This is a genomic window from Aeromonas sp. 6P (genome assembly GCF_051919525.1).
In the GTDB taxonomy this organism is placed as follows: domain Bacteria; phylum Pseudomonadota; class Gammaproteobacteria; order Enterobacterales; family Aeromonadaceae; genus Aeromonas; species Aeromonas veronii.
This window is the reverse complement of the sequence record NZ_JBQBEO010000002.1, coordinates 27488-53376: the sequence shown is the minus strand read 5'-3', so window position 1 is coordinate 53376 and position 25889 is coordinate 27488. Positions and strand designations below refer to the sequence as shown.

22 protein-coding genes are annotated in these 25889 nt (G+C 58.2%); 12 read left to right on the top strand and 10 right to left on the bottom strand.

Features of this window, described 5'->3' with window-relative positions; translation table 11 throughout:
* Nucleotides 1–8: 8 nt before the first annotated feature.
* Nucleotides 9–2078, top strand: a complete 2070-nt coding sequence (gene glyS / locus ACTG2J_RS00275; protein WP_113740789.1) for a glycine--tRNA ligase subunit beta — start codon at nucleotides 9–11, stop codon at nucleotides 2076–2078.
* A 70-nt stretch (nucleotides 2079–2148) separates the two neighbouring features.
* Here glyS and ACTG2J_RS00270 read toward each other — a convergent pair whose 3' ends face one another.
* A complete protein-coding gene (locus ACTG2J_RS00270; RefSeq protein WP_439989123.1) occupies nucleotides 2149–3189 on the bottom strand; it encodes a hypothetical protein in 1041 nt (346 codons plus the stop codon).
* 971 nt (nucleotides 3190–4160) lie between these two features.
* Between ACTG2J_RS00270 and ACTG2J_RS00265 the strand changes: the two genes are divergently transcribed.
* The 3 genes from ACTG2J_RS00265 (at nucleotide 4161) to ACTG2J_RS00255 (ending at nucleotide 6581) form a co-directional block, all read left to right on the top strand.
* Nucleotides 4161–5012, top strand: coding sequence for an AbaSI family restriction endonuclease (locus ACTG2J_RS00265; RefSeq protein ID WP_113740677.1), 852 nt, complete (start codon nucleotides 4161–4163; stop codon nucleotides 5010–5012).
* A 196-nt stretch (nucleotides 5013–5208) separates the two neighbouring features.
* Nucleotides 5209–5973 (top strand): EAL domain-containing protein, encoded by a 765-nt coding sequence (locus ACTG2J_RS00260; RefSeq protein ID WP_439997058.1) that lies wholly within the window; start codon nucleotides 5209–5211, stop codon nucleotides 5971–5973.
* Between the two features lie 113 nt (nucleotides 5974–6086).
* Nucleotides 6087–6581 carry a DM13 domain-containing protein gene (locus ACTG2J_RS00255; RefSeq protein ID WP_439997057.1) on the top strand — a complete coding sequence of 165 codons (495 nt, stop codon included), beginning with the start codon at nucleotides 6087–6089 and terminating at the stop codon, nucleotides 6579–6581.
* A 74-nt stretch (nucleotides 6582–6655) separates the two neighbouring features.
* On the opposite strand, the gene ACTG2J_RS00250 is transcribed toward ACTG2J_RS00255, so the two are convergent.
* Together ACTG2J_RS00250 and ACTG2J_RS00245 are read right to left on the bottom strand one after the other, a co-directional pair.
* The gene (locus ACTG2J_RS00250; protein WP_439989126.1) at nucleotides 6656–8920 is read right to left on the bottom strand and encodes a methyl-accepting chemotaxis protein; all 2265 of its coding nucleotides are present in this window, start codon (nucleotides 8918–8920) and stop codon (nucleotides 6656–6658) included.
* Nucleotides 8921–9171: 251 nt separating this feature from the next.
* Nucleotides 9172–10176, bottom strand: coding sequence for a substrate-binding domain-containing protein (locus ACTG2J_RS00245; protein ID WP_005355925.1), 1005 nt, complete (start codon nucleotides 10174–10176; stop codon nucleotides 9172–9174).
* A gap of 434 nt (nucleotides 10177–10610) precedes the next feature.
* Between ACTG2J_RS00245 and ACTG2J_RS00240 the strand changes: the two genes are divergently transcribed.
* From ACTG2J_RS00240 to glpG, 7 genes are all read left to right on the top strand, one after another.
* Entirely contained in the window at nucleotides 10611–11732 is a 1122-nt protein-coding gene (locus tag ACTG2J_RS00240) for a branched-chain amino acid ABC transporter substrate-binding protein (RefSeq protein WP_005339442.1), read from the top strand.
* Between the two features lie 66 nt (nucleotides 11733–11798).
* Complete coding sequence (gene livH, locus ACTG2J_RS00235) at nucleotides 11799–12725, top strand: high-affinity branched-chain amino acid ABC transporter permease LivH (RefSeq protein ID WP_005339439.1); 927 nt, start codon at nucleotides 11799–11801, stop codon at nucleotides 12723–12725.
* Nucleotides 12725–13993 (top strand): high-affinity branched-chain amino acid ABC transporter permease LivM, encoded by a 1269-nt coding sequence (locus tag ACTG2J_RS00230; protein WP_005355922.1) that lies wholly within the window; start codon nucleotides 12725–12727, stop codon nucleotides 13991–13993. Before livH ends, ACTG2J_RS00230 begins: the two co-directional genes overlap by 1 nt.
* Nucleotides 13990–14763 carry a high-affinity branched-chain amino acid ABC transporter ATP-binding protein LivG gene (gene livG, locus ACTG2J_RS00225; protein ID WP_201991025.1) on the top strand — a complete coding sequence of 258 codons (774 nt, stop codon included), beginning with the start codon at nucleotides 13990–13992 and terminating at the stop codon, nucleotides 14761–14763. The genes ACTG2J_RS00230 and livG overlap by 4 nt, the downstream gene beginning before the upstream one ends.
* Before the next feature lie 10 nt (nucleotides 14764–14773).
* Complete coding sequence (locus tag ACTG2J_RS00220; RefSeq protein WP_005342433.1) at nucleotides 14774–15475, top strand: ABC transporter ATP-binding protein; 702 nt, start codon at nucleotides 14774–14776, stop codon at nucleotides 15473–15475.
* 122 nt (nucleotides 15476–15597) lie between these two features.
* The gene (gene glpE, locus ACTG2J_RS00215; protein ID WP_439989127.1) at nucleotides 15598–15921 is read left to right on the top strand and encodes a thiosulfate sulfurtransferase GlpE; all 324 of its coding nucleotides are present in this window, start codon (nucleotides 15598–15600) and stop codon (nucleotides 15919–15921) included.
* On the top strand, nucleotides 15918–16751 hold the full coding sequence (gene glpG, locus ACTG2J_RS00210) for a rhomboid family intramembrane serine protease GlpG (RefSeq protein WP_439997056.1): 834 nt from the start codon (nucleotides 15918–15920) through the stop codon (nucleotides 16749–16751). Before glpE ends, glpG begins: the two co-directional genes overlap by 4 nt.
* A gap of 66 nt (nucleotides 16752–16817) precedes the next feature.
* Here the strand turns inward: glpG and ACTG2J_RS00205 are convergent, their stop codons facing one another.
* Nucleotides 16818–19262 carry a VolA/Pla-1 family phospholipase gene (locus tag ACTG2J_RS00205; protein WP_439997055.1) on the bottom strand — a complete coding sequence of 815 codons (2445 nt, stop codon included), beginning with the start codon at nucleotides 19260–19262 and terminating at the stop codon, nucleotides 16818–16820.
* A gap of 300 nt (nucleotides 19263–19562) precedes the next feature.
* Here ACTG2J_RS00205 and ubiK point away from each other — a divergent pair, with 300 nt between their 5' ends.
* Nucleotides 19563–19820: a ubiquinone biosynthesis accessory factor UbiK gene (gene ubiK, locus ACTG2J_RS00200; RefSeq protein ID WP_005339429.1), complete on the top strand. Its 258-nt coding sequence runs from the start codon at nucleotides 19563–19565 to the stop codon at nucleotides 19818–19820.
* Between the two features lie 54 nt (nucleotides 19821–19874).
* Here the strand turns inward: ubiK and ACTG2J_RS00195 are convergent, their stop codons facing one another.
* The 6 genes from ACTG2J_RS00195 to rho all read right to left on the bottom strand — a co-directional run bounded on the left by ACTG2J_RS00195 (nucleotide 19875) and on the right by rho (nucleotide 25821).
* Nucleotides 19875–20888 (bottom strand): diguanylate cyclase domain-containing protein, encoded by a 1014-nt coding sequence (locus ACTG2J_RS00195; protein WP_439997054.1) that lies wholly within the window; start codon nucleotides 20886–20888, stop codon nucleotides 19875–19877.
* A 70-nt stretch (nucleotides 20889–20958) separates the two neighbouring features.
* Nucleotides 20959–21090 carry a hypothetical protein gene (locus ACTG2J_RS00190; RefSeq protein WP_257124013.1) on the bottom strand — a complete coding sequence of 44 codons (132 nt, stop codon included), beginning with the start codon at nucleotides 21088–21090 and terminating at the stop codon, nucleotides 20959–20961.
* Nucleotides 21091–21106: 16 nt separating this feature from the next.
* On the bottom strand, nucleotides 21107–21805 hold the full coding sequence (fre, locus tag ACTG2J_RS00185) for an NAD(P)H-flavin reductase (RefSeq protein ID WP_439997053.1): 699 nt from the start codon (nucleotides 21803–21805) through the stop codon (nucleotides 21107–21109).
* Nucleotides 21806–21951: 146 nt separating this feature from the next.
* On the bottom strand, nucleotides 21952–23421 hold the full coding sequence (gene ubiD / locus ACTG2J_RS00180) for a 4-hydroxy-3-polyprenylbenzoate decarboxylase (RefSeq protein ID WP_439997052.1): 1470 nt from the start codon (nucleotides 23419–23421) through the stop codon (nucleotides 21952–21954).
* Nucleotides 23422–23454: 33 nt separating this feature from the next.
* On the bottom strand, nucleotides 23455–24447 hold the full coding sequence (locus ACTG2J_RS00175) for a hypothetical protein (protein WP_439997051.1): 993 nt from the start codon (nucleotides 24445–24447) through the stop codon (nucleotides 23455–23457).
* Nucleotides 24448–24555: 108 nt separating this feature from the next.
* Nucleotides 24556–25821, bottom strand: coding sequence for a transcription termination factor Rho (rho, locus tag ACTG2J_RS00170; protein ID WP_005342418.1), 1266 nt, complete (start codon nucleotides 25819–25821; stop codon nucleotides 24556–24558).
* Between the last annotated feature and the right edge of the window lie 68 nt (nucleotides 25822–25889).

Below are 25889 nucleotides of genomic sequence, written 5' to 3'. Positions count from 1 at the left end.
GAACGGACATGGCACAACATACATTTCTGGTAGAGATCGGTACTGCTGAGCTGCCGCCCAAAGCCCTGCGCTCCCTGGCCGAAGCCTTTGCCGACAACTTCAAAGCCGAACTGACCAAGGCCGACCTGGCCTTCGGCGACGTCGAGTGGTTTGCTTCACCGCGCCGTCTGGCGCTGAAGGTAAGCGAACTGGCTGGCGAACAGCCGAGCAAGAGCGTCGAGAAACGCGGCCCGGCCGTGGCTCAGGCGTTCGATGCTGAAGGCAAGCCGACCAAGGCTGCCGAAGGCTGGGCCCGTGGCAACGGCATCACCGTTGAACAGGCCGAGCGTCTGGTCACCGACAAGGGCGAGTGGCTGGTTCACACCGCCAAGGTCGAAGGCCGTCCGGCCAAAGAATTGCTGGGCGAACTGGTTGCCTCTGCACTGGCCAAGCTGCCGATCCCGAAAATGATGCGCTGGGGCGACAAGACCATCCAGTTCGTGCGTCCGGTCTTCACCGTGACCCTGCTGCTGGATGGCGAGCTGGTTCCCGCTCACATTCTGGGTATCGACTCTGCCCGCACCATCCGCGGTCACCGCTTTATGGGCGAGAGCGAGTTCACCATCGACAACGCCAGCCAGTACCCGCAGATCCTGCAGGAGCGCGGCATGGTGATTGCCGACTTTATGGCCCGCAAGGCCAAGATCAAGGCTGACGTCGAAGCGGCCGCTGCCGCCTTCGGTGGCGTAGCCGATCTGGACGACGCCCTGCTGGAGGAAGTGACCGCACTGGTCGAGTGGCCTGTGGTGCTGACCGCCAACTTCGAAGAGAAGTTCCTGGCCGTTCCCGCTGAAGCACTGGTTCACACCATGAAGGGTGACCAGAAGTACTTCCCGGTCTACGACAAGAACGGCAAGCTGCTGCCGAAGTTCATCTTCGTCACCAACATCGAGTCCAAAGACCCGAGCCAGATCATCAGCGGCAACGAGAAGGTGGTTCGCCCCCGTCTCTCTGACGCCGAGTTCTTCTTCAAGACCGACCTCAAGCAGACTCTGGCCTCCCGCCTGCCGCGCCTTGAAACCGTGCTGTTCCAACAACAGCTGGGTACCGTCAAGGCCAAGGTCGAGCGCATCGAGACCGTTGCCGGCTTTATCGCCGAGCGTATCGGTGCCGACGTGGCTCAGGCCAAGCGTGCCGGTCTGCTCTCCAAGTGTGACCTGATGACCAACATGGTCGGCGAGTTCACCGACACCCAGGGTGTCATGGGGATGCACTACGCCCGTCACGATGGCGAAGACGAAGCAGTGGCCGTGGCCCTCAACGAGCAGTACATGCCGCGCTTTGCCGGTGATGCCCTGCCGTCCGGTCTGGTTGCTTGCGCCGTCGCGCTGGCCGACAAGTTCGACACTCTGGCCGGTATCTTCGGCATCGGCATGCTGCCGAAGGGTGACAAAGACCCGTTCGCCCTGCGTCGCGCCGCCATCGGTGCCCTGCGCATCATGACCGAGAAGCAGCTGGATCTGGATCTGGTTGAACTGGTGGAAGAAGCGGTACGCGTCTACGGCGACAAGCTGACCAACAAAACCGTCGTCACCGACGTGGTCGACTTTATGCTGGGCCGCTTCCGTGCCGCCTATCAGGACGAAGGCATCGGTGCCGACGTGGTGCTGGCCGTACTGGCCCGCCGCCCGACCCGTCCGCTCGACTTCGATCGTCGCGTCAAGGCCGTCAGCCACTTCCGCTCTCTGGATGCCGCACTGGCTCTGGCTGCCGCCAACAAGCGCGTGAGCAACATTCTGGCCAAGGTCGAAGGCGAACTGCCGACTGCCGTCAAACCGGAACTGCTGATCGATGCCGCCGAGAAGGCGCTGGCCACCCAGGTTGCCGAACTGCAAGCCGAACTGGCCCCGCTGTTCGCTGCCGGTGACTATCAGGCTGCCCTCACCCGTCTGGCCGCCCTGCGCGAGCCGGTCGATACCTTCTTCAACGAGGTGATGGTGATGGCCGACGACGAAGCCCTCAAGGCCAACCGTCTGGCACTGCTGAACAACCTGCGCAACCTGTTCCTGCAAGTCGCGGATATCTCCCTGCTGCAGTGATTCTGGTTGAGTAAGTGATATAAAAAACGGCGCCGTTAAGGCGCCGTTTTTATATCCTTATATATTTTTCCTATAGCCGAGCTGGTTGCAAAATTTTATCCAACTGCTTTTGTACATTTTCAAATTGCTTTGAAAATAGTTCTGCATCAAGAAAGTAACTTGGGTATGCCTTTTTCAAAGTTTTAATCGACTCGGAAGTTACTAACACCACTTGGATATTTCTCCCAGCATGCGCCTCCGCTTCTTTCAAGGAATAATCAATATTTGCTTGTTCAATATCCTTGAGTTCATAGCTTTTTATATTCGCCATCCTCTTATCTAAATCAAGAGTGATCAAGTGATAGTGACCACTGGCATTGTCGTCTTTTATCTGACGAGCAACAACACGAAAGCCAGAAAGTTTTTTGATAACATCAAGAGATTTTTCTTGTTTTAATAACTCTTCAAACGTTTCCTGATCGGACAGATCCGCAAACTGAGGAATCCTTGGCGTGCTCTCAAGAATGGCGAATGCAGAACTGGCCAACGCAAAAAAATCAAGCCACTTATCTGGGCCTTCGCTAGATTTTAAAGAATGATTTAAAAAAGTCCCCATCGTTTCCACTGCTGTAGCCCAAGCATGCTGTAACTGAGTTCTAACTTGCAGCTCTATTGAAAAACCATCAGGACAAACAAATATTTGATGGACACTTCTGTAACCTGATTTTTTGGGATAGTTAATATAATCCTTACCACCTTTAGCCACAGAAAAGTCTTCCACTCCTTTTTTATATAATTTCTCTACCTCTCTGACCTTCTGCATGTTTTTAACGACAACTCTAATACCCCCAATATCCTGCATCCTAGAAAGCATCATCTTGGGATTTCTAGTTAACTTGGATAGTATTGATGGTGTTCTTTTTAAACGTTGTGACACAAGAGCAGATGCATCAATTTCATCTACCCAGTTAATTAGAGATGTATGGAATTTATCTAGTGGTTGCACATGGCATGCACGCCAGCTATCTAACACTGTTTTTGCATGATCATGTATCTCAGCCCCTTGATTTAAAAGAGATGCGCCAGCCTTATTGACAGCCTTTTTAGAAAATTCACAAACATTTTTAGACATTATCTCGCACTCTTTATTAAGGATGCCATATATATACCTAAACAGTAATAACAAAACAATCATTTGAGGCTAATTTTTACTTTAAATACTTATAACCAATATATTCTGTCCGTAGGTTCGATTAGCCGTCAGGCGTAATCGGACGCTCGCGTAAATAGATTCTCCCGCCATAACAGCCAACCGATTTCCCCCTACGGCTGGCCGCCCCTGAATCACGGCAACAACCGTAATCAAAGCCTCTCGTTCGTCCGATTACGCTGCGCTAATCGAACCTACAGGGCATTGGCTGGCGCTATATGCCGGTTGATCAAGATCGGCCATTGCCCTTTGCAGGCCGTGGATGGGCCAAGCTGCGGCATCGGGGCACACTGCAAACATGCATAAGTAAAAATTTGGTCATTCTTCGAAAACCCATAAATTTTGTTTATACAAACTACCTCGGCTGAGTTGGCAGCCACCAGTGGCGTTTACGGGTGCCAGCAGGCCATCGCCCGATCTCTGGCAAACGAGCGGAGTCATCCTCACCTGCCATTGCCACCAATCTTGCAAGAAGCCGGGTAAATGCCGGTACGTAAACCCCCAGGTTTGATTCGCCGTCAGGCGTAATCGACATTCGTGTAAATCGACTCTTCCATGATAACGGCAAGCCCTATCCCACCTCTGACTGGCCGCTGGAACAACTGTGTCTCGTGTGTCCGATTGGGCTTCGCTCATCAAACCAGCATCAGACGGTGAGATGCGGTGTATGCAAATGGGCACCGAGCGTCACGAAACGCAACATTTATCGAACATCACTCTCAACCTGCTGGTATGCAGGTTGAGTTTTTGTTGATAGATATATTTACAACTGTTGCAAATCGCTTTCTTTTTAAGCTAAAACATCCCATATTACTTGGCTCACCCTATTATCTAGTTGAACCACAAGCTATAGATATATATATTAATTACATTAAATGCAATTAGGCTACAGCATGGAAAAACTGGATTTTATCTCCTGGCAACTGGAACGAACGAGAGGAAAACGATTCGAGAATTATGTCATAACTCGAATTTGGCATTTGCTGAATGATTTGGAAATCAAAATCATCACTCAACAATATGTAGCAAGGCCATATGGTAGAGCGTTGACAGACCTATACTTCCCTCAATTATCACTACATATTGAAGTCGATGAGCCTCACCATTTGACGCAAGTTGAACAGGATCGGCTAAGAGAAAATGACATTATCAATGCCACTGGACATCAGATTATAAGAATTGACACCTCAAGAGGAATTGACAAACTCCACGAGGACATAGATCAAGCTATTCTTCTTATCAGGAAAATGAAACAGCAGAAATCCAACTTTATTAAATGGGATATGGAAATGGAACAATCATCCAAGACATATATAGAACGCGGTTATATTGACTTAAGTGATGATGTGGCCTTCGATAAAATAGTGAGTGCAGTAAACTGCTTCGGTCATAACTATGCGGGGTGGCAACGAGGGGGTGCCTCGCACGGGATAGAAGAAAATACTATCATTTGGTTTCCCAAGTTATTTCCAAACGGGGAGTGGGAAAATAATATATCTGATGATGAAACCACTATTTACGAGAGGAATATCGATAATGAAAAAGCTAAAGCCCACATATTAAAAACAATAGACGATGGGATCCACACCAGAATTGTATTTGCGAAAGTAAAAGATAATTTTGGCAAGACAAAATATAGATTCAAAGGAAAATACGTTCTTAATATTGAACAAACCAACTTCACAACGGGCTTGGTTTGGGAACGTATCGCAAGCAGGGTCAAGACATATAAACCCAAAGACTGAGGTCAATTCAGGTCATACGCTTGCAGGTTGAGTGAAGCCATCCTTTCCCCTGAGCCCCACGTTGGGTCGGGCACCGCCCGATCCAGCGAAAGATACCCCCCCCCTCTCCCAGATAGCAGGAATTACCCTGCCGGAATCGATGAGCTGTTATCATTTGAGTCAGTCCCCAGCGCCGCCACGCCCCGAGAGGAGAGTCATGGATATACCTGCCGCCCCGTCCCCCGCCATCTGCCAGCTGTGTCAGGAGAAAGCAGATCTCGACTTCGACTTCACCATGGCCTTTCAGCCCATCATCGATTGCAGCCAGCGCACCATCTTCGGCTACGAGGCGCTGGTGCGGGGGCTCAACAACGAGCCGGCGCAGAGCGTGATTGCCCGGGTCAACGATGGCAATCGCTACCGCTTCGACCAGCTGTGCCGGATCAAGGCCATCGCACTGGCCGCCCGGCTCGATATGCGGGGCATGCTCAGCATCAACTTTCTGCCCAATGCGGTCTACCGCCCGGAGCGCTGCATCCGCACCACCCTGCAGGCAGCCCGCGAGCATCTCTTTCCCATCGAGCAGATCATGTTCGAGCTGACCGAGGTGGAGCAGGTGCAGGATAGCCAGCATCTCCGCAGTATCGTCGATCACTATCAGGCGCTCGGCTTCAAAACGGCGATCGATGACTTTGGCGCCGGTTACTCGGGCCTCAACCTGCTGGCCGATTTTCGCCCCGACATCGTCAAGCTCGATATGCACCTGCTGCGCGGCATCGACCAGGACCCGACCCGGCAAGCCATACTGCGCCACTGTCTGGCCCTGTTTGCCGAGCTGCAGATCACCCCGCTGGCGGAGGGGATAGAGACCCGCGAAGAGATGGCCTGCCTGCGGGAGATGGGCGTCAGCCTGATGCAGGGCTATCTGTTTGCCCGCCCCGGCTTTGAAAACCTGCCGGAAGTAGATTTCGCCAGCTTGTAAGCCATATCAACCGCGGCTGCGCAAACATCCGGCTCCATAGCGCTGGATGACAAGCGGTTTAGCCAGCACCACTGCTATGATGCTGGCACCTGTTCATCAACGACCGAGATATCATGAAACGCAAAACCATGGCCCTACTGGTGGGCACCCATCTGCTGGTCGCGGCGGCAGGCTTTGCCGCTGGTGTCTACACCCTGCCGATCCTGATCGCGCCACCCGCACCTGATACCGAGCAGGTAGCGGCCTGCCAGCAGCAAGCGAGATTCCACGGCACCTTTCGCCGGGATCTGAAAGACAGCGATCGGCTGCACTGGGGGGAGGGCAAGGTGAGCATAGGGCCGGATGCCGTCAGCCTGATGGGCAAGCTGGCACCCGGGCCGGACTACCAGCTCTACCTCTCCCCCGAGTTTGTCGAGACCGAAGCCGATTTTGCCCGCCTCAAGGATCAGATGGTGCGAGTCGGACCGGTGAAGACCTTCGACAACTTTATCGTGCCGCTGCCCGCCACGATCGATCCGGCCCGCTACAGCAGCGTGATCGTCTGGTGTGAAACCTTCGGCCAGTTCATCACCGCCGCCCGTTATCAGGATGAGAGTCCGGAGCAGTAACCTCGCCCCAGACCCGCACCATGAAAAAGGGCTGACATCGCTGTCAGCCCTTTGGCTATCCGATCCGCTCGTCATTAACGCTCCGGCTTGGTCATCTCCCGCAGCAGCTGATCGATGCAGCCCACTACCTGCTCTGAGTTCTGCTCGATCTCGCGATAGAGCGCCTCTGCCTCTTCATGCTTGTGCTGATTTTTCAGCTCGATAATCTGCTGGATCACCTGATGCAGTCTGGCGTGCGGGGCGGCGATCGCCCTGAAGGCGGGTTGATCACCACAGCATGCCTGCCCTTCGCTGAAGTACCAGTGGCCAAGGCGGCACTCCTTGTCGCTGACCGCCTCGCTGCGCGACAGCACCTCCTGCCCATCCAGATAGGCCCGCACCCGAGTCTTCCAGCCCATATGAGCGGCGCGGGCGCGACTCAGCACCATCCGCACGTTGGAGCCATCCTGGAACTGCCCAGCCAGATCCCCCAGCTTGTCTACCAGGGTCGCCACATGGCTGGCGATATGAGCGGTATCCCGCGCCACCAGCGTGGTGGCCTGGGAGATCTCGTGGACGCTGACGATATTGCGGGTGATCTCGTCGCTCACCGACGACTGCTCCTCTGAAGCGGCAGCGATCTGGGTGTTCATGTCGCGAATGCTGTTGACCGCCCCCTTGATCCGGCCGAGGGCTTCTCCCGCCTGATTGGCCCGCTCTACCGACTCCCCCGCCCGCGAGACGCTGTGTTCGATCATGGTCACCGTGGTGCCCACCGCCCGTTGCAGTTGCTCGATGGTGCCGCGGATCTCGGCGGTGGAGTGCTGGGTGCGCCCGGCCAGCGAGCGCACCTCGTCGGCCACCACCGCAAAACCGCGCCCCTGTTCACCGGCCCGGGCCGCCTCGATGGCGGCGTTGAGGGCCAGCAGGTTGGTCTGCTCGGCGATGGACTGGATCACCGCCAGCACCGAGCCAATCTGCTCGCTGGCCTTGGCGACCTCTTTCACTGTGTTGCCCGCGCTGGCGATCTCCTCGGCCAGCTGTTCGATCATGTTGACGCTCTGCTGCACCACCTCATCGCCGGTGACCGCCTGATTGTCCGCTTCGTTGGCCGCTTCGGCCGCCTGTGCCGTGTTGTTGGCCACCTCGTGTACCGTACTGGTCATCTCGGTCATGGCGGTAGCGAGCTGGGTGGTCTGCTCCTGCTGGCGCGTCATGCTACCAAGGTTGCCTGCCGCACTGCGCGACAGCCGCTCGCTCTCGCCAGCCAGTTCGCCCAGAGTGGCAGTGAGCTGGCTGATGGTGTCGCGGATCTTGGCTACAAAAGCATTGAACGCCGACCCGAGCCGACGGATCTCCTCCGGCCCCGCCACCGGCAGCTTGCTGCCGAGATCGCCGGAGCCATTGGCCAGCGCCTCCAGCGCCTTGACGCTGTCGAGCAGCGGACGGCTAAGACGCGCCAGCAGCAGCACCAGCGCCACCGCAATCAGAGCGGTGCCAAGTAGCACGATCATTACCATCTGCCAGCTCTGGCGTACCAGTGCGGCTGCAACCTCACTGTGATCACGCGCCAACTCGATCACCCCGACCGCCTTGCCGGAGAAGTCGCGCAACGGTGCCGCCATAACCAGAAAATCGCTCCCCTGCTGCTTGATGGTGGTGAAGCGGCTCTCTCCCGCCAATACCTCCTGATACCAGTCCACCGACTCACCAAGCATGGAGGTACCAGTCAGCATAACGAGCTTACCCTGTTCAAACAGATAGATGGCAAGGCGACTGTCCTTGCCCAGCAGATCGGCAAACAGCGAGGTGTCGAGGACGCGGCCAAACTCCACCGAGCCGACCGACTGGCCATTGAAAGTGACCGGCACTACGCCGCGGATCCCGGTGCCACCCTGACCGGTCTCCAACCCGCCGACCGGTTGATGATTGCGGTTCACCTCGACCACAGCCAACCGTGTAGTAGAGAGGTCGTCGCCATGATTTGCGGGCTTGTGTACCCGATAAAGGGAAATAGCCGGGGGAATGTGAAAGTGAAACTGCTGGATCCCCTGCGCCTTGAGGGCGGGCCAGAGCGGCTCAAACAGATTGGCGAGGGTCTGCCAATCCTTGTCGGCCACAGCCCTGGCTGCATCCGGCCGCTGGGCGATCAGGGTTGCTGCCAGCACGGTTTCATGGCTGGTGTTTTTGATCACCGCTTCCACATTCTGGAGCTGGCTCCGCAGTGCAGCCTGCTCGGCCGCGAGCGCCCGCTGGCGATTTTCAAACAGATTAAAGGTAAGCAGCACCACGGCGAGCAATACGATGCCGCCGATTGCCAGCAGCGTGATCTGGTGACCCAGCTTGCGAGGGGGGAACATAAGACACCATCCTTGACAGTCATACCCAACCTACAGGATGGAACGGTTAAGTCGGGAGTCCATCAGAACTTAACCCTTTGTTGATATTGATCAAACGATTAACAAGCAAAATGCGAGGCAGCTCAAACGGGGGGAATATTCACTCACAAGGCCGAGATCGGCACTGCGAGCCACAGGTTGAAAGTAACCCGCCCATAAACAAAAACCCCCTCGTGACAGAGGGGGTTTTTCGTTTTGGCAACGGGTGCGGATTAACGCAGCGGTTTGACCGAGCGGCGGACAATCAGCTCGGGCTGTACCGTCATCGACTCCACTTCCAGCTCCTTGTTGCGGATCCGGCTGACCAGATGCTTCACCGCCAGCTGGCCCAGTTCGGCCTTCGGGTGACGAATGGTGGTCAGCGGCGGGCTGGAGAAGCGCGCCATCTCCACATCGTCGTAGCCGATGATGGAGATATCGTCCGGCACCTTGACTCCGGCTTCCCAGGCAGCGCAAATCGCGCCGATCGCCATGGGATCGTCGAAGGCAAAGACCGCGGTCGGACGAGGCTGCAGGGCCAAGATGCGCTGCATGGCATCGAAGCCGCTCTGGCTCTCGTAGTCCCCTTCAAAGACCTGTTCATCTTTAAGGGTCAGACCGTGCTCGCCCAGCGCATCACGTACCCCGTCCAGTCGCTGCTGGGTGGTCGGCTTGGAGAGCTGGCCAGTGATGCAGACGATGTCGCGGTGCCCCAGCTCCAGCAGATGGCGAACGGCCATGCGGGCGCCGATGCGGGCGTTGTCGTTGATGACGTTGGCGAAATCGCACTCCGTGCCCCAATCCAGTACCACCTGCGGCACGTTCTTGTGGATGCGCAGCATGTCACGCAACGGGGTGTCGATATCGGTACCCAATACCAGCAGGCCATCCACCCGTTTTTCCATCAGCATTCTCAGGTAATGCTGTTGGCGAGGCGGCTGGTTTTCGGTGTTGCAGAGGATCAGGCTGTAGCCCTGTTCGAAGCAGTACGCTTCAACCCCTTGCACCACTTCTGCGAAGAAGGGGTTTACGCTGGTGGTCACCAGCATACCAATGGTCTTGGTCGAATTTATTTTAAGACTGCGCGCTACCGAGTTGGGCGCGTAGTTGAGTTCTGCCACCGCCTCAATCACTTTCTGGGTCGCGTCTTCGCTGACCCGCCGAGTGTGGTTGAGCACATGTGAGACGGTGGAGATGGATACGCCTGCGCGCGAGGCGACATCCTTGATAGTGGCCATCTCTGTCTCCTGACTGTCAAAGGCGGAACATTAGCAGATTTCCCGAATAAAGGCTTGGTTTTAACGAGCTCTGCCACGGAATTGTCAATGCCGGCTAATTTAGGCGCTCATTTCTGTTTGCGCAAATGGATTGTGGTCAAAATGGGAGCGCTGTCAGAGTAAAATATCGCCAGATTAATCCTCTGGCGTTTGTCAGAATCGCCTCTCGTTACCAAGATGTTAAGTCAATAAATCAAAATTAAACTCTGATTATCCTAAAATAACAGGTCATTTATTTCAAAATCCGCCTATCCGACCCCCTCTGGTTAGTATCTTTAACAGCTTGTTATTGCCCCGTGAGGAATGATAGAACCATACCTATAGCCGGATGCACGGGATGTAGATCCGGAATGGCACACGGAAATGAAACAATCCACTGATTAAGGGACGAATCAATGCATAAGTTGAGCAAAATCACAGTTGGCGCAGCGGTTTCTTTGGCTCTGTTTGGATCGATCTCCATCGCCCACGCGGCAGACACCATCAAGATCGGTATCGCAGGCCCGGTCACTGGCCCGGTCGCCCAGTACGGGGACATGCAGTTCACCGGCGGCAAGATGGCGGTCGAGCAGATCAACAAGGCTGGCGGCATTAATGGCAAGCAGATCGAAGCGGTCGTCTATGACGATGCCTGCGATCCCAAACAGGCGGTGGCCGTTGCCAACAAGGTGGTGAACGACGGCGTCAAGTTCGTGGTCGGTCACCTCTGCTCCGACAACACCCTGCCCGCCTCCGACATCTATGAAGACGAGGGGATCCTGATGGTCACCCCCGCCTCCACCAACCCCAAGATCACCGAGCGCGGTTACCAGCTGACCCTGCGCACCATCGGCCTGGATAGCGATCAGGGCCCGACTGCCGCCAAGTACATCATCGAGCAGGTCAAACCCCAACGCGTGGCCGTTATCCACGACAAGAAGCAGTACGGTGAAGGGATCGCTTCCAGCGTCAAAGCCGCGCTCGACAAGGCTGGCGTGAAAGTGGTGGCCTTTGAAGGGATCACCGCCGGTGACAAGGACTTCTCCGCCCTGATCGCCAAACTGCAGAAAGAGAACGTCGATTTCGTCTACTACGGCGGCTATCACCCTGAGCTGGGTCTGATCCTGCGTCAGGCTGGCGAGAAGGGGCTGAAAGCCAAGTTCATGGGCCCGGAAGGAGTCGGTAACAAGGATATCTCCGCCATCGGTGGCCCGGCTTCCGAAGGCCTGCTGGTGACCCTGCCGAACAAGTATGATCTGGTGCCTGCCAACGCCCCGCTGGTGGCGGCGTTCAAGGCCAAGGGTCAGGACTCCTCCGGCCCGTTCGTCTGGACTACCTATGCCGCGGTGCAAACCCTGGCCGCCGGTATCGCCAAGGCGGGTGAAGATGACCCGGCTGCCGTTGCCGCCGCCATCAAGGCCGCACCGATCGATACCGTGATGGGCCCCCTGACCTGGGCACCGAACGGTGACCTGAAAGGCTTCGAATTCGGTGTGTTCCAGTGGCACGCTGACGGTACTTCCAGCCAAGTCAAATAATCTGCCGATCGGGGGTGAGTACGCTCACCCCCTCCTCTCTTTGCGGGCAAGTACAGGGAACGCAGTATGTCCGAACACCTCCTCTATCTGGTTCAGCAGCTGCTGAACGGATTAACCATAGGCAGCACCTATGCGTTGATCGCCATTGGCTACACCATGGTCTATGGCATCATCGGCATGATCAACTTCGCCCACGGCGAGGTGTATATGATCGGCTCCTATGTCGCTTTTATGGTGATGGCGGGGCTCATGATGATGGGCATCGACAGCACCTTTCTACTGCTGGGGGGCGCCTTCCTGGTCAGTATTATCATCACCGGCACCTATGGCTGGAGCATCGAGCGGGTCGCCTACCGGCCACTGCGCGGTGGCAACCGGCTGATCCCCCTCATCTCCGCCATCGGCATGTCGATCTTCCTGCAGAACATGATGCGAATGGCGCAGGGCTCGCGCGATATCGCCATGCCCAGCCTGATCTCAGGCGGTTGGACCCTGGGGGGTGAAGATGGTTTTCAGGCCAGCCTCTCCTATATGCAGCTGATCATCTTCGTGGTGACTTTCATCACCATGCTGGCGCTGACCCAGTTCATCGGCCGCTCCCGCATGGGCCGCGCCTGCCGCGCCTGTTCGGAAGATATCAAGATGGCCAACCTGTTAGGGATAGACACCCACGTAGTCATCTCCATCACCTTCGTGCTGGGGGCCGCGCTGGCTGCCGTCGCCGGGGTGCTGCTCGGCATGTATTACGGCGTCATCAACCCCTACCTCGGCTTTATGGCCGGTCTGAAGGCCTTCACTGCCGCTGTATTGGGCGGTATCGGCAGCATTCCGGGCGCCGTACTGGGCGGCCTGCTGCTCGGCGTGGTTGAAGCGCTCACCGCCGGTTATCTCAGCACCGAGTACAAGGATGTGATGGCGTTTGCCCTGCTCATTTTTGTGCTGCTCTTTATGCCGACCGGCATTCTGGGTCGTCCGGAAGTGGAGAAAGTGTGATGAAACATCAATTTATCCACGCCTGTATCGCCAGCCTGGTGCTGCTGGTGCTCTCTTTCTGGCTGCTCGGCTTCAAGCTGGAGACCGATGGCTCCAGCCTGCAGGTAGTGAGCCGCCTCGATGTGTCGCTGGCCTGGCTACTGGGGGGCGCCACCCTCGTTTTCTGGTTCCAGATGCTGCGCGGCCAGATCGCCAAGCTGTTTCAGGCCTCCATCAGCGGCTTCTCGGTCGGCTTCACCAAGCTGGTGCTGCCGAGCCCGGAAGAGGCGCCCAAGCTCTATAACCTCACCGCCGTGCTGGTACTGCTGTTCGCAGTGAGCTGGCCCTTTATGGCCTCTCGCGGTGCCATCGATCTCGCCACCCTCACCCTGATTTACATCATGCTGGGGCTGGGGCTGAACGTGGTGGTCGGCCTCGCCGGTCTGCTCGATCTCGGCTATGTCGGCTTCTACGCGGTCGGCGCCTACAGCTATGCCCTGCTCAACACCTACTTCGGGCTGAGCTTCTGGGAGTGCCTGCCCATCGCCGGGCTGATGGCCGCTACCTTCGGCTTTCTGCTCGGTTTCCCGGTGCTGCGGCTGCGGGGGGACTATCTGGCCATCGTCACTCTGGGTTTTGGCGAGATCATCCGCATCCTGCTCAACAACATGACCACCCTGACCGGCGGCCCGAACGGCATATCCGGCATCCCCAAGCCGACGCTGGGGGGTCTGGAGTTCAACCGCACCGTCAAGGATGGCGGCTTTGATACCTTCCACAACTTCTTCGGCATTACCTACAACGCCAACCACAAGGTGATCTTCCTCTACCTGATGGCCCTGGTGTTGGTGGTGGTGACCCTGTTCGTCATCAACCGCCTGCTGCGGATGCCCCTTGGCCGCGCCTGGGAAGCGCTGCGGGAAGACGAAATCGCCTGCAAATCGCTGGGGCTCAACCCCACCATCATCAAGCTAACCGCCTTCACCATAGGCGCTACCTTCGCCGGCTTTGCGGGTAGTTTCTTTGCCTCGCGGCAGGGCTTTATCAGCCCGGAATCCTTCGTCTTTATCGAATCGGCCATTGTGCTGGCGATTGTGGTGCTGGGTGGCATGGGCTCCCAGATCGGGGTGGTGCTGGCGGCCATCGTGATGACGGTGCTGCCGGAGCTGGCCCGCGAATTCAACGAGTATCGCATGCTGATGTTCGGCCTCTTGATGGTGTTCATGATGATCTGGCGGCCACAGGGATTGCTGCCAATGACCCGTCCGCATCTGGAGTTGAAGAAATGAGTACACATCAGAAGTTAATGGAAGTCTCTGATTTGTCGATGCGCTTCGGGGGCCTGCTGGCCGTCAACGGGGTAAAACTGGATATCGACAAGGGCGAGGTGATCTCCATCATCGGCCCCAACGGCGCGGGCAAGACCACCATCTTCAACTGCCTGACCGGCTTCTACAGCCCGAGCGGCGGCACCATCCGCTACAAGGGTGAGGAGATCCAGGGGCTGCCCGGCCACCTCATCGCCCGCAAGGGGATTGTGCGTACCTTCCAGCACGTGCGGCTGTTCAAGGAGATGACAGCGGTGGAGAACCTGCTGGTTGCCCAGCACCAGCACCTCAACACCAGCTTTATCGCCGGTCTGTTCAAGACCCCAGCCTTCCGCCGGGCGGAGCAGGAGGGGCTGGAGCGGGCCGCCTTCTGGCTGGATAAAGTGGGCCTCAAGGATCTTGCCAACCGCGCCGCCGGTAACCTGGCTTACGGTCAACAGCGCCGCCTCGAGATCGCCCGCTGCATGGCGACCCGGCCCGAGCTGCTGATGCTGGACGAACCGGCTGCCGGCCTCAACCCGAAGGAGACCGACGAGCTGGACGAGCTGATCATCAGCCTGCGGGACGAATTCGGGGTCTCGGTGCTGCTGATCGAACACGATATGAAGCTGGTGATGGGCATCTCCAACCGTATCTTCGTGGTCAGCCAGGGCACCCCGCTGGCCCATGGCAAGCCGGATGAGATCCGTAACAACCCGGCAGTGATCAAGGCCTATCTGGGCGAGTCGTAAGGAAAACAAGATGTTAGAACTTCGCAACGTATCGACCCACTACGGCAAAATTCAGGCACTGCACGATGTCAGCGTCGAGGTGAAAGAGGGGGAAATCGTCACCCTGATCGGTGCCAACGGCGCTGGCAAAACCACCCTGCTGATGACCCTCTGCGGCGAACCCAAGCCCAGCAGCGGCTCCATCTGGTTTGAGGGGGAACAGATCAGCTCCCTCACCACCGCCCGCATCATGCGCAAGGATATCGCAGTGGTGCCGGAGGGGCGTCGTATCTTCGCCCGCCTGACGGTGGAGGAGAACCTGCTGATGGGCGCCTTCTTCGTCGACAAGGCAGAGCAGCATGGCCTGCTGGATCAGGTATTCACCCTGTTCCCGCGCCTGCACGAACGCCTGCAACAACGGGCAGGCACCATGTCCGGCGGCGAGCAGCAGATGCTGGCCATCGGCCGTGCCCTGATGAGCAAACCACGCCTGCTGCTGCTGGATGAACCCTCGCTGGGGCTGGCCCCCATCGTCATCCAGCAGATCTTCGACACCATTGAGCAGTTGCGCCAGAAGGGGATGACCATCTTTCTGGTGGAGCAGAACGCCAACCAGGCGCTCAAGCTGGCCGACCGCGGCTATGTGCTGGAGAACGGCCACGTGGTGCTGCAAGACACGGGCGCCGCCCTGCTGGCCAACCCGGCAGTGCGACAAGCTTATCTCGGCGGTTAACCCACTGCCCCGCATGCCATATCGACAAGGGAGCCGCTGGCTCCCTTATCTTTTGTGGGGTTAGTTTGCGCCCAAGCTTGCGGTACACTGGCCCGTAATCAACCTATTCGCAGGACATCCCGATGGACCAGTTTGCCCATATCAATGCCCATAATGCCCACCAGAAACTGAGCGCGGGTGAAGCCCGTCTGGTGGATATTCGCGACCCGCAATCCTTTGAAGCGGCCCACGCGGTCGGCGCCTTCCACCTCACCAACGGCACGCTGGTGCGCTTTATGAATGAAGTGGATTTCGATACCCCGGTCATCGTGATGTGCTATCACGGCAACAGCAGTCAGGGGGCCGCCCAGTACCTGCTGCAACAGGGTTATGACGAGGTCTACAGCATGGATGGCGGCTTCGAGGCGTGGCGCCGGGAGTTTCCCATCGAGGCAGGCGAGGCATGATCCAGCTGCTGGTGCTCGACAATGCCCGCATGGCGCAGGCGCTGGTGGACTATCTGGCGACGCTGGGCATCTCCTGCGAGCTGACCCAGTCCGAGCTGGGGGTCACCATCTGGTTGGCGGACGAGCTACGCCTCGCTCAGGCCCAGCTGGAGGTGAAGCGCTTTCTGGCCGAGCCGGGCCACCCGCGCTACATGGAGGCCTCCTGGCAATCCGGCCGCGCCGATGCCCGCATCGACTACAGCAAGGGGATGACGGATCCCATCACCGACTTCCTCCATCAGGCGGGGCCACTGACGCTGGTGGTCATCATCGCCTGCCTCGCCATCTACGGGATCGAGGCCATCGGCCTGCCCATCTACGATGAACTGGCCTTCCACCCGACGCTGGCTCAGTTCACCGACTGGCAGGCGTGGCGCTATTTCACCCCCGCCCTGATCCACTTCTCGGTGCTCCATCTGGTGTTCAACTTGCTGTGGTGGTGGTATCTCGGCGGCCAGATCGAACAGCGCCTCGGCAGCGGCAAGCTGCTGATCCTGCTGCTGGTGGGCGCCGCCCTGCCCAATATCGCAGAGTTCTTTGCCAGCGGCCCGCTGTTTGGCGGCCTCTCCGGCGTGGTTTATGCCCTGCTCGGCTACTGCTGGCTGCGCAGCAAGCTGCAACCGGCCTGCGGCCTGACTCTGCCACCGGCACTGATGGGCTTTATGCTGTTCTGGATGGTGCTCGGCTTCTTCGACATGCTCGGCACCAGCACCGCCAACATCGCCCACCTGGCCGGCCTGCTGGTCGGCCTGCTGCAAGGCTGGCTGGATCGCAACCACCAGCCGACCTGATTTTTCAGCAGTTTCAGAAACGAGAACGCCGCCCCGAAGGGCGGCGTTTGCTTATGGTCTGCGCAGTTACTGCTTGAGCAGGGTGTCGTCAGTCACCTTGACCGCCGCACCGCCACTCATAAAGAAGCTGGCGAACTGGGTCTGGCTCTCGGTGGTGACCGCGCCAGCCTGATCGAAGTTCTCGTCAGGAGCCAGCAGCGAGCTATGGCCCCCTTTCAGGAAGCGCGCAGCATGGTGACCCGCCGGGAGCACGCCGGAACCCTTCAGCTCTTGCAAACCCAGCACCCGGAACAGCGGCTCGGTGCCACCCAAAGGCGCGGAGGCGATGCTGTTGGGGATCACCTGATCCGGTAAGCTGAGCGCTCCATCACCAACAATTTCGGTGGCGAACAGCGGGAAGCTCTTGGCGACGCCACTGCCCAGATTGATCGGGTCGGCAGAGTCCAGCACTGACTGGGCGGCAAAGGTATAGCTCTGCAAGGTGCTCGCAGCCCCCGCCTGAGTAGCCGCATCCAGACTGGGCAGGAACTCGTTCACGAAACAGGTCGGCACCGCCGTCTGGCAACCGGGAGCATAAGCCTCAAACCCGGCCTTCAACTCAGGACTGCCCGAGGTGAGCACGCTCATCTTGATGGTCGGCCCGAAGCTCGGCGAGTTGAGCAGCAGCGGGGCGATGCCGCCACCCGGCATCGCAAGACCGCCGGTATCGAACTTGAACAGGGCATCAGCCTGAGCACTGCCGGTGGTCTGGTTGGCAACAGCCAGCAGATTGGCCCCGGTAATGGCACCGAGTGAGTGACCGAGGAAATGCACCTTCAGACCAGCACCACCCAATTGGCCACCCAGCCCCTTGGCATTGGCCAGACCGACAGCCAGGCGAAGGCCAAGCAGATCGGCCACGCTCTGTTTCAGGTTGTCCCGCGCCACCGTCAGATAACCCAAATTCAGATAGGGAGTCGGGTTCTCGGAGGTGGTGACGGTATCCATGCTGCCGCTCAGGGCATAGCCACGCTCACCGTGCAGCGGGTGATCGATCACCACCACAGCAACCACCTTGTTCACTGATGGGTCTAACCCGGCACCTATCTGGCTCAGCGCCAGCGCATAGGCGTTTTCCTTGATGGAGGTGACCCCGTGCTGATAGATGATCACATCGGTGACAGTGCTGAGGTCAGTGGTGGGGGCAAAGATCCGCAGCGGTACAGATTGTACTTCGGTCAGGGTCGGCAGCGGGTTGAAACGACCGATATTGCGCTCGGCATCCAGCGGCTTGCCACCCGAGGTCAGGGTCACCCCGATCAGCTTGCTCGCCTCCCTCAGCAGATCGGCCTGACGGCTCGGATCGGCAATCAGCTCACCCAGCAGTACTGGGTCCACACCCGCCCCGACCAGCCCACCGATCACTTCGCTATCACCCGCTTTCAACGCATTGGCGATGGCATAGAGGCTGGGAATGGCGCCATGCCAGGATTGGGTCTTGGCCTTGTCCCAGGAGCCAGCTATCGCTGGAGTAGAGAGGAAGTAAGGGAGTTTGACGGTGCCGGTATACACCTTGGTCGCCGCCGCGACGCCGTTCAATGTGGCATTAGCAGCCACAGCTGCAGCAATCGCATCCCGATCATCTTGAGGCAAGAATGGCTCGTTCGCCAGCTGTGTCAGGAAGGGCACCCCGCCATTGAGCGCATCAATCGTATAGGTCCCCGGCAGGTTGGTGTTGCCTTTGGCGTCCTGCTTCCACAACGATGCGGCATCCAGGGTCGGGCTCTGCAACACGGTGGCCGCAGCTCCCTTCACAGCCAGCAGCACATCGGCGCCAGATTGGGTGGCAAACCAGTCGGAGAAGATCACCCGATCGCCGGTAATCCCGGTAGCGGCCTTGAACAACGCTTCCTGCAGCGCAATCAGGCTGCTGATGGTCTGCTCCTGCGCGGTTGCGCCAGCTGTCGATTTGAAGCTGCTGTAATCGCCGCCTGCCTTGAGCGGTGTGCCACGACTGTCCTTGAGCGCATCGGTCGCCACGATCATGTAGTAAGAAGAGGGATTGAGCGGCTTGAGCGGAACCAGATTAAGCTTGCCGTCCCCGCCGGTGACCACAAAGTCGGTCCCATAAACCAGTGGCTTGCCGCCCTTGACACCGTTGGGTTGCAGAGTGACCGGATCCAGCGTGAGCTCGAGCAGGTAGAGGGGCGCAACGGCAGAGGCATACTCGCTGGCCGCCGGTGCCGGCACAGATACCCCGGTCACGGTCGCCGGTACCAGCTGGACGGGTTGGGTGGTTGACCAGCCATCCAGGGTGGAGAGGGCAGATACCGGGTTCGACAGATCAGCAGTTTCTGTCGAAAACTTCAGGGTACCGTCGCTGGCACGTGGGGCCAGCACGCTCGGGCGAAGTCCATTGGCTCCACTCAGGGCATAGTCCAGGGAGCTGGTAGTATCTCCCTTGTTGTCATCTCCACCACATCCGCTCAGCAGAGCGCTGACAACAGCTGCATAAATTAGCTTCTTCTTCATTTTTTATTCTCTTTTTATAGGGTTGTTATCCATCACCAGCCAACGAGGCCATCACGACCGCGACTGCAAGACGTTAACATAAAACCAACAACCAACGAGACTCATGTTGGTCATCTTCTGCTCAGGTTTGTGGAGAGAATCAAGGTTTTACGTCAACAAAGGGGCGCAAGGGTAACAACAGTGAGTGATTAACCAGACCCGACCAGCCAGCGGGCACCATCACGACTAAAAAGCCGCCGCGATCTCGGCAAAGTGAGGGAATTGTCGGTAGAATGTCCGCCAACGCTTAAGGAGGACATCATGATCGACCCGAAGAAACTGGAAGAGATCGCCAAGCAGGTGCACAACTCCCTGCCACCCGGCATTCGCAGCATGGGTGAAGAGGCCGAGAAGAAGATGCGTCAGGTACTGCAAGCGCAGCTGGGCAAGCTGGATCTGGTCAGCCGTGAAGAGTTCGACGTGCAGACCAAGGTGCTGCTGCGTACCCGGGAAAAACTGGCCGCCCTCGAAAGCAAGCTGGCTCAGCTCGAGCAGCAGCTCGGCGCCAAAGGCGAATAACGAAAACCCCAGCTCAGCTGGGGTTTTTGCTTTGTATTGAACCTGTAAAAAGCATCACACCTGAAGCAGATACCAGGCCCGCTTGCCGCGCGCCTTGGCCTCGTACATGGCCCGGTCGGCCACCTCCAATGCCTGTCGGAAGCTCAATGGTTGCTCCTCCCACAGGGCGATGCCGATACTCAGCCCCACCCGCTGCGGGCAACCGGGTTTGGGCACGTAACCATGCATCCGGCAGATCAGGGCATCGGCCAGATCAGCCAGAGCATGGTTTGATACATCACGATGCAGATAAACCACAAACTCGTCACCGCCGTAACGGCCGCACAGGGCAGAGCCCGGCATAATGAGACGCAACCACTCCGCCATCTGCTGCAGTACCAGATCACCACAAGCGTGGCCCAACTGGTCATTGATCCCCTTGAAGTCATCCAGATCGATAAAGAGCAGTGCCCCCGTCCCTTGTGGCGGCTGTAGAGCGAACGCCTTGCCAAATCCCTGCCGGTTGAGCAGGCCGGTGAGCGCATCGCAGTTGGCACGCTCTGCCAGCCGCTGCTCATAAGCCTTGCGCTGGGTGATATCGATATGGGAGCCCATGATCCGCAATGGCCTGCCCTCATCATCCCACTCCACTACGCGACCACGATCCCACAGCCAGGTGATCTCCCCGGCCGGGCTGATGGTGCGGTATTCAGCTTCGTAGAAGGGCGTTTTCCTCTCAAGGTGGGCAAAGTAGCTGCCCATGGCATGGGCGCGATCGTCGGGATGGAGCTTGGCGCTCCACTGATCGAAATGAGGGGCCATATCGCCAGCCTGAAAGTTCTGCAGATTGAAGACCCGCAGTTCGCCGGTGGGAATGGTGCCCTGCCAGAGACAGATGCCGGTGCCATCGAGGGCGGCATTGAGCTTCTCCTGCAACAGGCCGTTTTCATGCTGCAAAGCGGCGATCTCTGCCTGCAAACGGGCAAACGCATCACCACCGGAGGAGGGTTCCGGCATGGCGGCCAGCTCAGTCGCGCAGGGTGCCTCCCGATCATACCCGGGTTGCCCCCTTGCCTCTTTGCTTAACACTGCGCCTCCTTGTGCTTGCTCTATGGATGCTCTTGTCAATCCAAACAAAGATGCCACCAGCCAAGCCAGATTAGTAGCCATTCATAGCCAAAATATTGAAAAATAATGGGATAACGCCGCGATAATCCAACCATTCGGTACGATCAGGTACTGCGGCAGCCACAAAAACAAAAGCCCCCGGCAAAACCGGGGGCTGCGTCATCCAAGCGGGGATCCCGTCAGATAAATTCGTAGGCGTCACCGAAGATGCGCTCCGGCTCGGCGCCGAGGATCTTGAACTCCTCACGCGCGGCCCCCGCCATCTCGAAGCGACCGGCGACATAGATGTCGTAGTCGTGGAGGCTGACGAAGTCATCCATGATCGCCTTGTGCACCAGTCCGCTCTTGCCGGTCCAGTCAGCATCCGGCTCCTGCACCACCGGGATAAAGGTGAGCGGCGCATAGTCACGCTCCCACTGCTGCATCTGCTCCAGTTCGTAGAGCCAGTGAGCCTGACGTACCCCCCAGTAGAAGAACACCGGGCGCTTGCTGCCTGTGTCGATCAGATATTCCAGAATGGAGCGGGCGTAAGAGAAGCCGGTGCCGCCCGCCATCAGGATCAGCGGACGGGGAGACTTATCGCGCAGGAACGCCTTGCCAGCCGGCAATTCGACCTCGATCTCCCCCTGCTCGCGCATGCGGGCCAGCACCTGACCGGCATAGGCGTTCTCGGGAGTGGCACCAATTTGCAGCTCCAGCACGCCCGGGCGGGTCGGCGAGTTGGCGATGGAGAAGGGGCGCTTGTCCGAATCGCTCATCACCACCAGCAGATACTGGCCCGGCTTGAAGCTGATCGCTTGCTGCGGCGTCAGAGCCACATGCCAGATGGTGTCGACATATTCGCGCAGTTCCTCTACGCGGCATTTGATACGTTGCATTCTTGTCCTTGTGGCGGGCTCGCTCGGCCCGCTTCGCTCATTGTTTCACTATGGAGTGACGACCAGCAGCCCTGGCCCCGTCAGTCGAGAATACTCAAATCAGTGCGGATCGCATCACTTTTTGCAGCAAAGCTGTCATGTTTGCCTCATCCGAGGATATTGAGCTCATCCCAGATGGTATCGACCTTCTGCTTCACCGCCTCATCCTGAACTATGGGCTGACCCCACTCCCGATTGGTCTCTCCCGGCCACTTGTTGGTGGCATCCAGCCCCATCTTGGAGCCGAGGCCGGAGACCGGCGAGGCGAAGTCCAGATAGTCGATCGGCGTATGCTCGATCAAGGTGGTGTCCCGTGCCGGGTCCATCCGGGTGGTGATGGCCCAGATCACATCCTGCCAGTCGCGAGCGTTGACGTCGTCGTCACACACCACCACGAACTTGGTGTACATGAACTGGCGCAGGAATGACCAGACTCCCAGCATCACCCGCTTGGCATGGCCCGGGTAACGCTTCTTGATGGTCACCACCGCCATCCGGTAGGAGCACCCCTCCGGCGGCAGATAGAAGTCCACAATTTCGGGGAACTGCTTCTGCAGCAGCGGCACGAACACCTCGTTCAGCGCCAGACCCAGCACCGCCGGTTCATCGGGCGGACGGCCAGTGTAGGTGCTGTGATAGATGGCATCGCGCCGCTTGGTGATGTGGGTGATGGTAAAGACCGGGAACTCGTCCACCTCGTTGTAGTAACCGGTGTGGTCGCCATAAGGGCCTTCCGGCGCCAGCTCGCCCGGCTCCAGATAGCCTTCCAGCACGATCTCGGCGCTGGCGGGCACCTCCAGATCGCAGCTGATGGCCTTGATCACTTCGGTACGGCTGCCGCGCAGCAGACCGGCAAAGGCATATTCGGAGAGAGTATCCGGCACCGGCGTCACCGCGCCGAGAATGGTCGCGGGATCGGCACCGAGTGCCACCACCACCGGGAAGCGCTCACCGGGATGGGCCTCCTGCCACTCGCGAAAATCGATAGCACCGCCACGATGATCCAGCCAGCGCATGATCAGCTTGTTTTTGGCGATCTTCTGCTGGCGATAGATGCCGAGATTCTGGCGCTTCTTGTAGGGGCCACGGGTGATGGTGAGGCCCCAGGTGACCAGCGGTGCCACATCGCCGGGCCAGCAGTGCTGGATCGGGATCTGGTCGAGATCGACCGCATCTCCCTCCTGCACCACCTGCTGGCAGGGGGCGGAAGAGAGGCGCTTGGTCGGCATGTTGAGCACCTGCTTGAAGATCGGCAGCTTCTCCATCAGCTCCTTGAATCCCTTGGGCGGCTCGGGCTCCTTGAGATAGGAGAGCCAGACCCCGACCTGACGCAAGGCGCCCACATCGGGCTGGCCCATGCCCATGGCAACCCGATCCGGGGTACCGAACAGGTTGGTCAGCACCGGCATGGTGTAGCCTTTGGGATTTTCGAACAGCAGAGCCGGGCCACCCGCACGCAGGGTGCGGTCGCTGATCTCGGTCATCTCCAGATAGGGATCTATCTCGCGGGTGATGCGCTTGAGTTGTCCGTTTTGTTCCAGCTGCGCGATGAAATCACGCAAATCCTTGTATTTCATGCAAGTTCCCAACCGGGTTCAGGAGGTCACGCATTATAACCCTGGCTGCCCATCGGGTGTACCCGAATCAGGCAGCAGACTCGGTGCTGCGGGGGGGAGATCACGCTGGCCGAGGCGTCTGGCAAGGCCGGAGAGCAACTGGGGTTCATCCACCTCCATCAATAGACCGGCCACCAGCGCCCCGTATTGGCGGTTGGAGAGCTCGGCCAGCAGGTATTTCTGGGCTTGTGGCGGCAAAGGAGAGAGGGCGCTCAGCTGGCGCAGGGCCGGCTCTCTCAAACCGGGATTGCCGCTGGCGGCAATCAGCAGGGAGCTGGCCGTATTGCCATGATGGAAGCGGTTGATGGTGGCGAGTGCGCGCAGCGCATCCTGATCTGCCGGCCGCCGCCACAACATGCCATAGAGCGCCGGTTCACCTGTGCGCAGCAGCAGATGGAGCAACAGCTGATTGTCGGGCAGATAGATATTCCGGCTGGCCAGCGCTTGCGCCTCCCGCATCCAGATCGATTGCGGCAAGGCGTCGAGGGCCAGCAACAGAGCTTGCTGCTGCATGGCAATATCGGGGTTACTGCTGTAGTAGATGGACTTTAGCTGGAAGTTGCCCTGGGCAAGTTGCTGCCGATAACGCTGCACCAATGAGTGCAGTTGCCATTCGCCCAGCAACTGACGGGCCTGCGCGGCAAAATCGTAGACAGGTTGCTGCACCAGAAAACCGTCTACCTGCTGCTCCTGCAGCCACTCGGGAGCCTTGTCGGCCTGTGCCTCGACCCAGCATTGCAACGCGGGGGACGCAGGAGCGGTAACCGGAATATCCCGCAGCAGCTGCAACAGCAGGAACTCCCGCTGCTCGCGGCTCAGGGTCGCCAGCAGAGAGTCGATGGCGGCAAATTGTCCTTGCTGCAGACGGCTCGCCAGATAGTGCCGATGCGTCTGCAGCGTCTCGGCTGTCACCGTAGCCGGAGCACTCTGCGCACAGACTGGCATTGCACTCAGCAATCCCAGCAATAACCAGACAACAGGCTTCATGACGTCTCCATCCATGCGACATCGGGATCTCATACTACTAGGGCAACCGGAAAACAGATAAACAAAAACCGCGACCAGGGCCGCGGTTTCGTCATTTTCTGACCGGACTTACTTCTGCTGGCGCCGCATGGCGTCGAAGAACTCGTCGTTGGTCTTGGTCATCGCCAGCTTGTCGATGAGGAACTCGATACCGTCGATCTCGCCCATCGGGTGGACAATCTTGCGCAGGATCCACATCTTCTGCAGCTCGTCACCAGTGGTCAGCAGCTCTTCCTTGCGGGTGCCGGAGCGGGTGATGTCGATGGCCGGGTAGACACGCTTCTCGGCAATCTTGCGCGAGAGGTGCAGTTCCATGTTGCCGGTACCCTTGAACTCTTCGTAGATAACCTCGTCCATTTTGGAACCGGTATCGATCAGCGCGGTGGCGATGATGGTCAGGCTGCCGCCCTCCTCAACATTACGCGCGGCGCCGAAGAAGCGCTTCGGACGGTGCAGGGCGTTGGCGTCCACACCACCGGTCAGTACCTTGCCGGATGACGGGATAACGGTGTTGTAGGCGCGAGCAAGACGGGTGATGGAGTCCAGCAGGATCACCACATCTTTCTTGTGCTCGACCAGGCGTTTGGCCTTCTCGATCACCATCTCGGCAACCTGAACGTGACGGGAAGCAGGTTCGTCAAAGGTGGAAGCGATCACTTCACCTTTCACCATCCGCTGCATCTCGGTCACTTCTTCCGGACGCTCATCGATCAGCAGAACGATCAGTTCACAGTCCGGGTGGTTGTAGGCGATGCTCTGGGCGATGTTCTGCAGCAGCATGGTCTTACCGGCCTTGGGCGGCGCCACGATCAGGCCACGCTGACCTTTACCGATGGGGGAAGCCAGGTCCAGTACACGGGCGGTGATATCTTCGGTAGAGCCATTACCCCGTTCCATACGCAGACGTTCGTTGGCATGCAGGGGGGTAAGGTTTTCAAACAGGATCTTGTTGCGGGAGTTTTCCGGACGGTCGTAGTTGACCTCATTGACCTTGAGCAGTGCGAAGTAGCGTTCGCCCTCTTTCGGTGGCCGGATCTTGCCGGAGATGGTATCGCCGGTACGCAGGTTGAAGCGGCGGATCTGGCTCGGGGAGACGTAGATATCGTCAGGGCCTGCCAGATAGGAGCCGTCTGCACTGCGCAGGAAGCCGAAACCATCGGTCAGGATTTCCAGCACACCGTCGCCAAAGATATCTTCACCACCCTTGGCGTGCGCCTTGAGGATTGCAAAAATAATATCTTTCTTGTGCGCCCGAGCCAGATTTTCCAACCCCATGGATTCGCCAAGCTTGACCAGCTCGGACACAGGAGTGTTCTTTAATTCAGTCAGATTCATAGTGGTGAAAGTCTGTAAGCAAGGATTGAAATGAGGAGACAGTCTGCTGGATTGATGCTGATCGGATT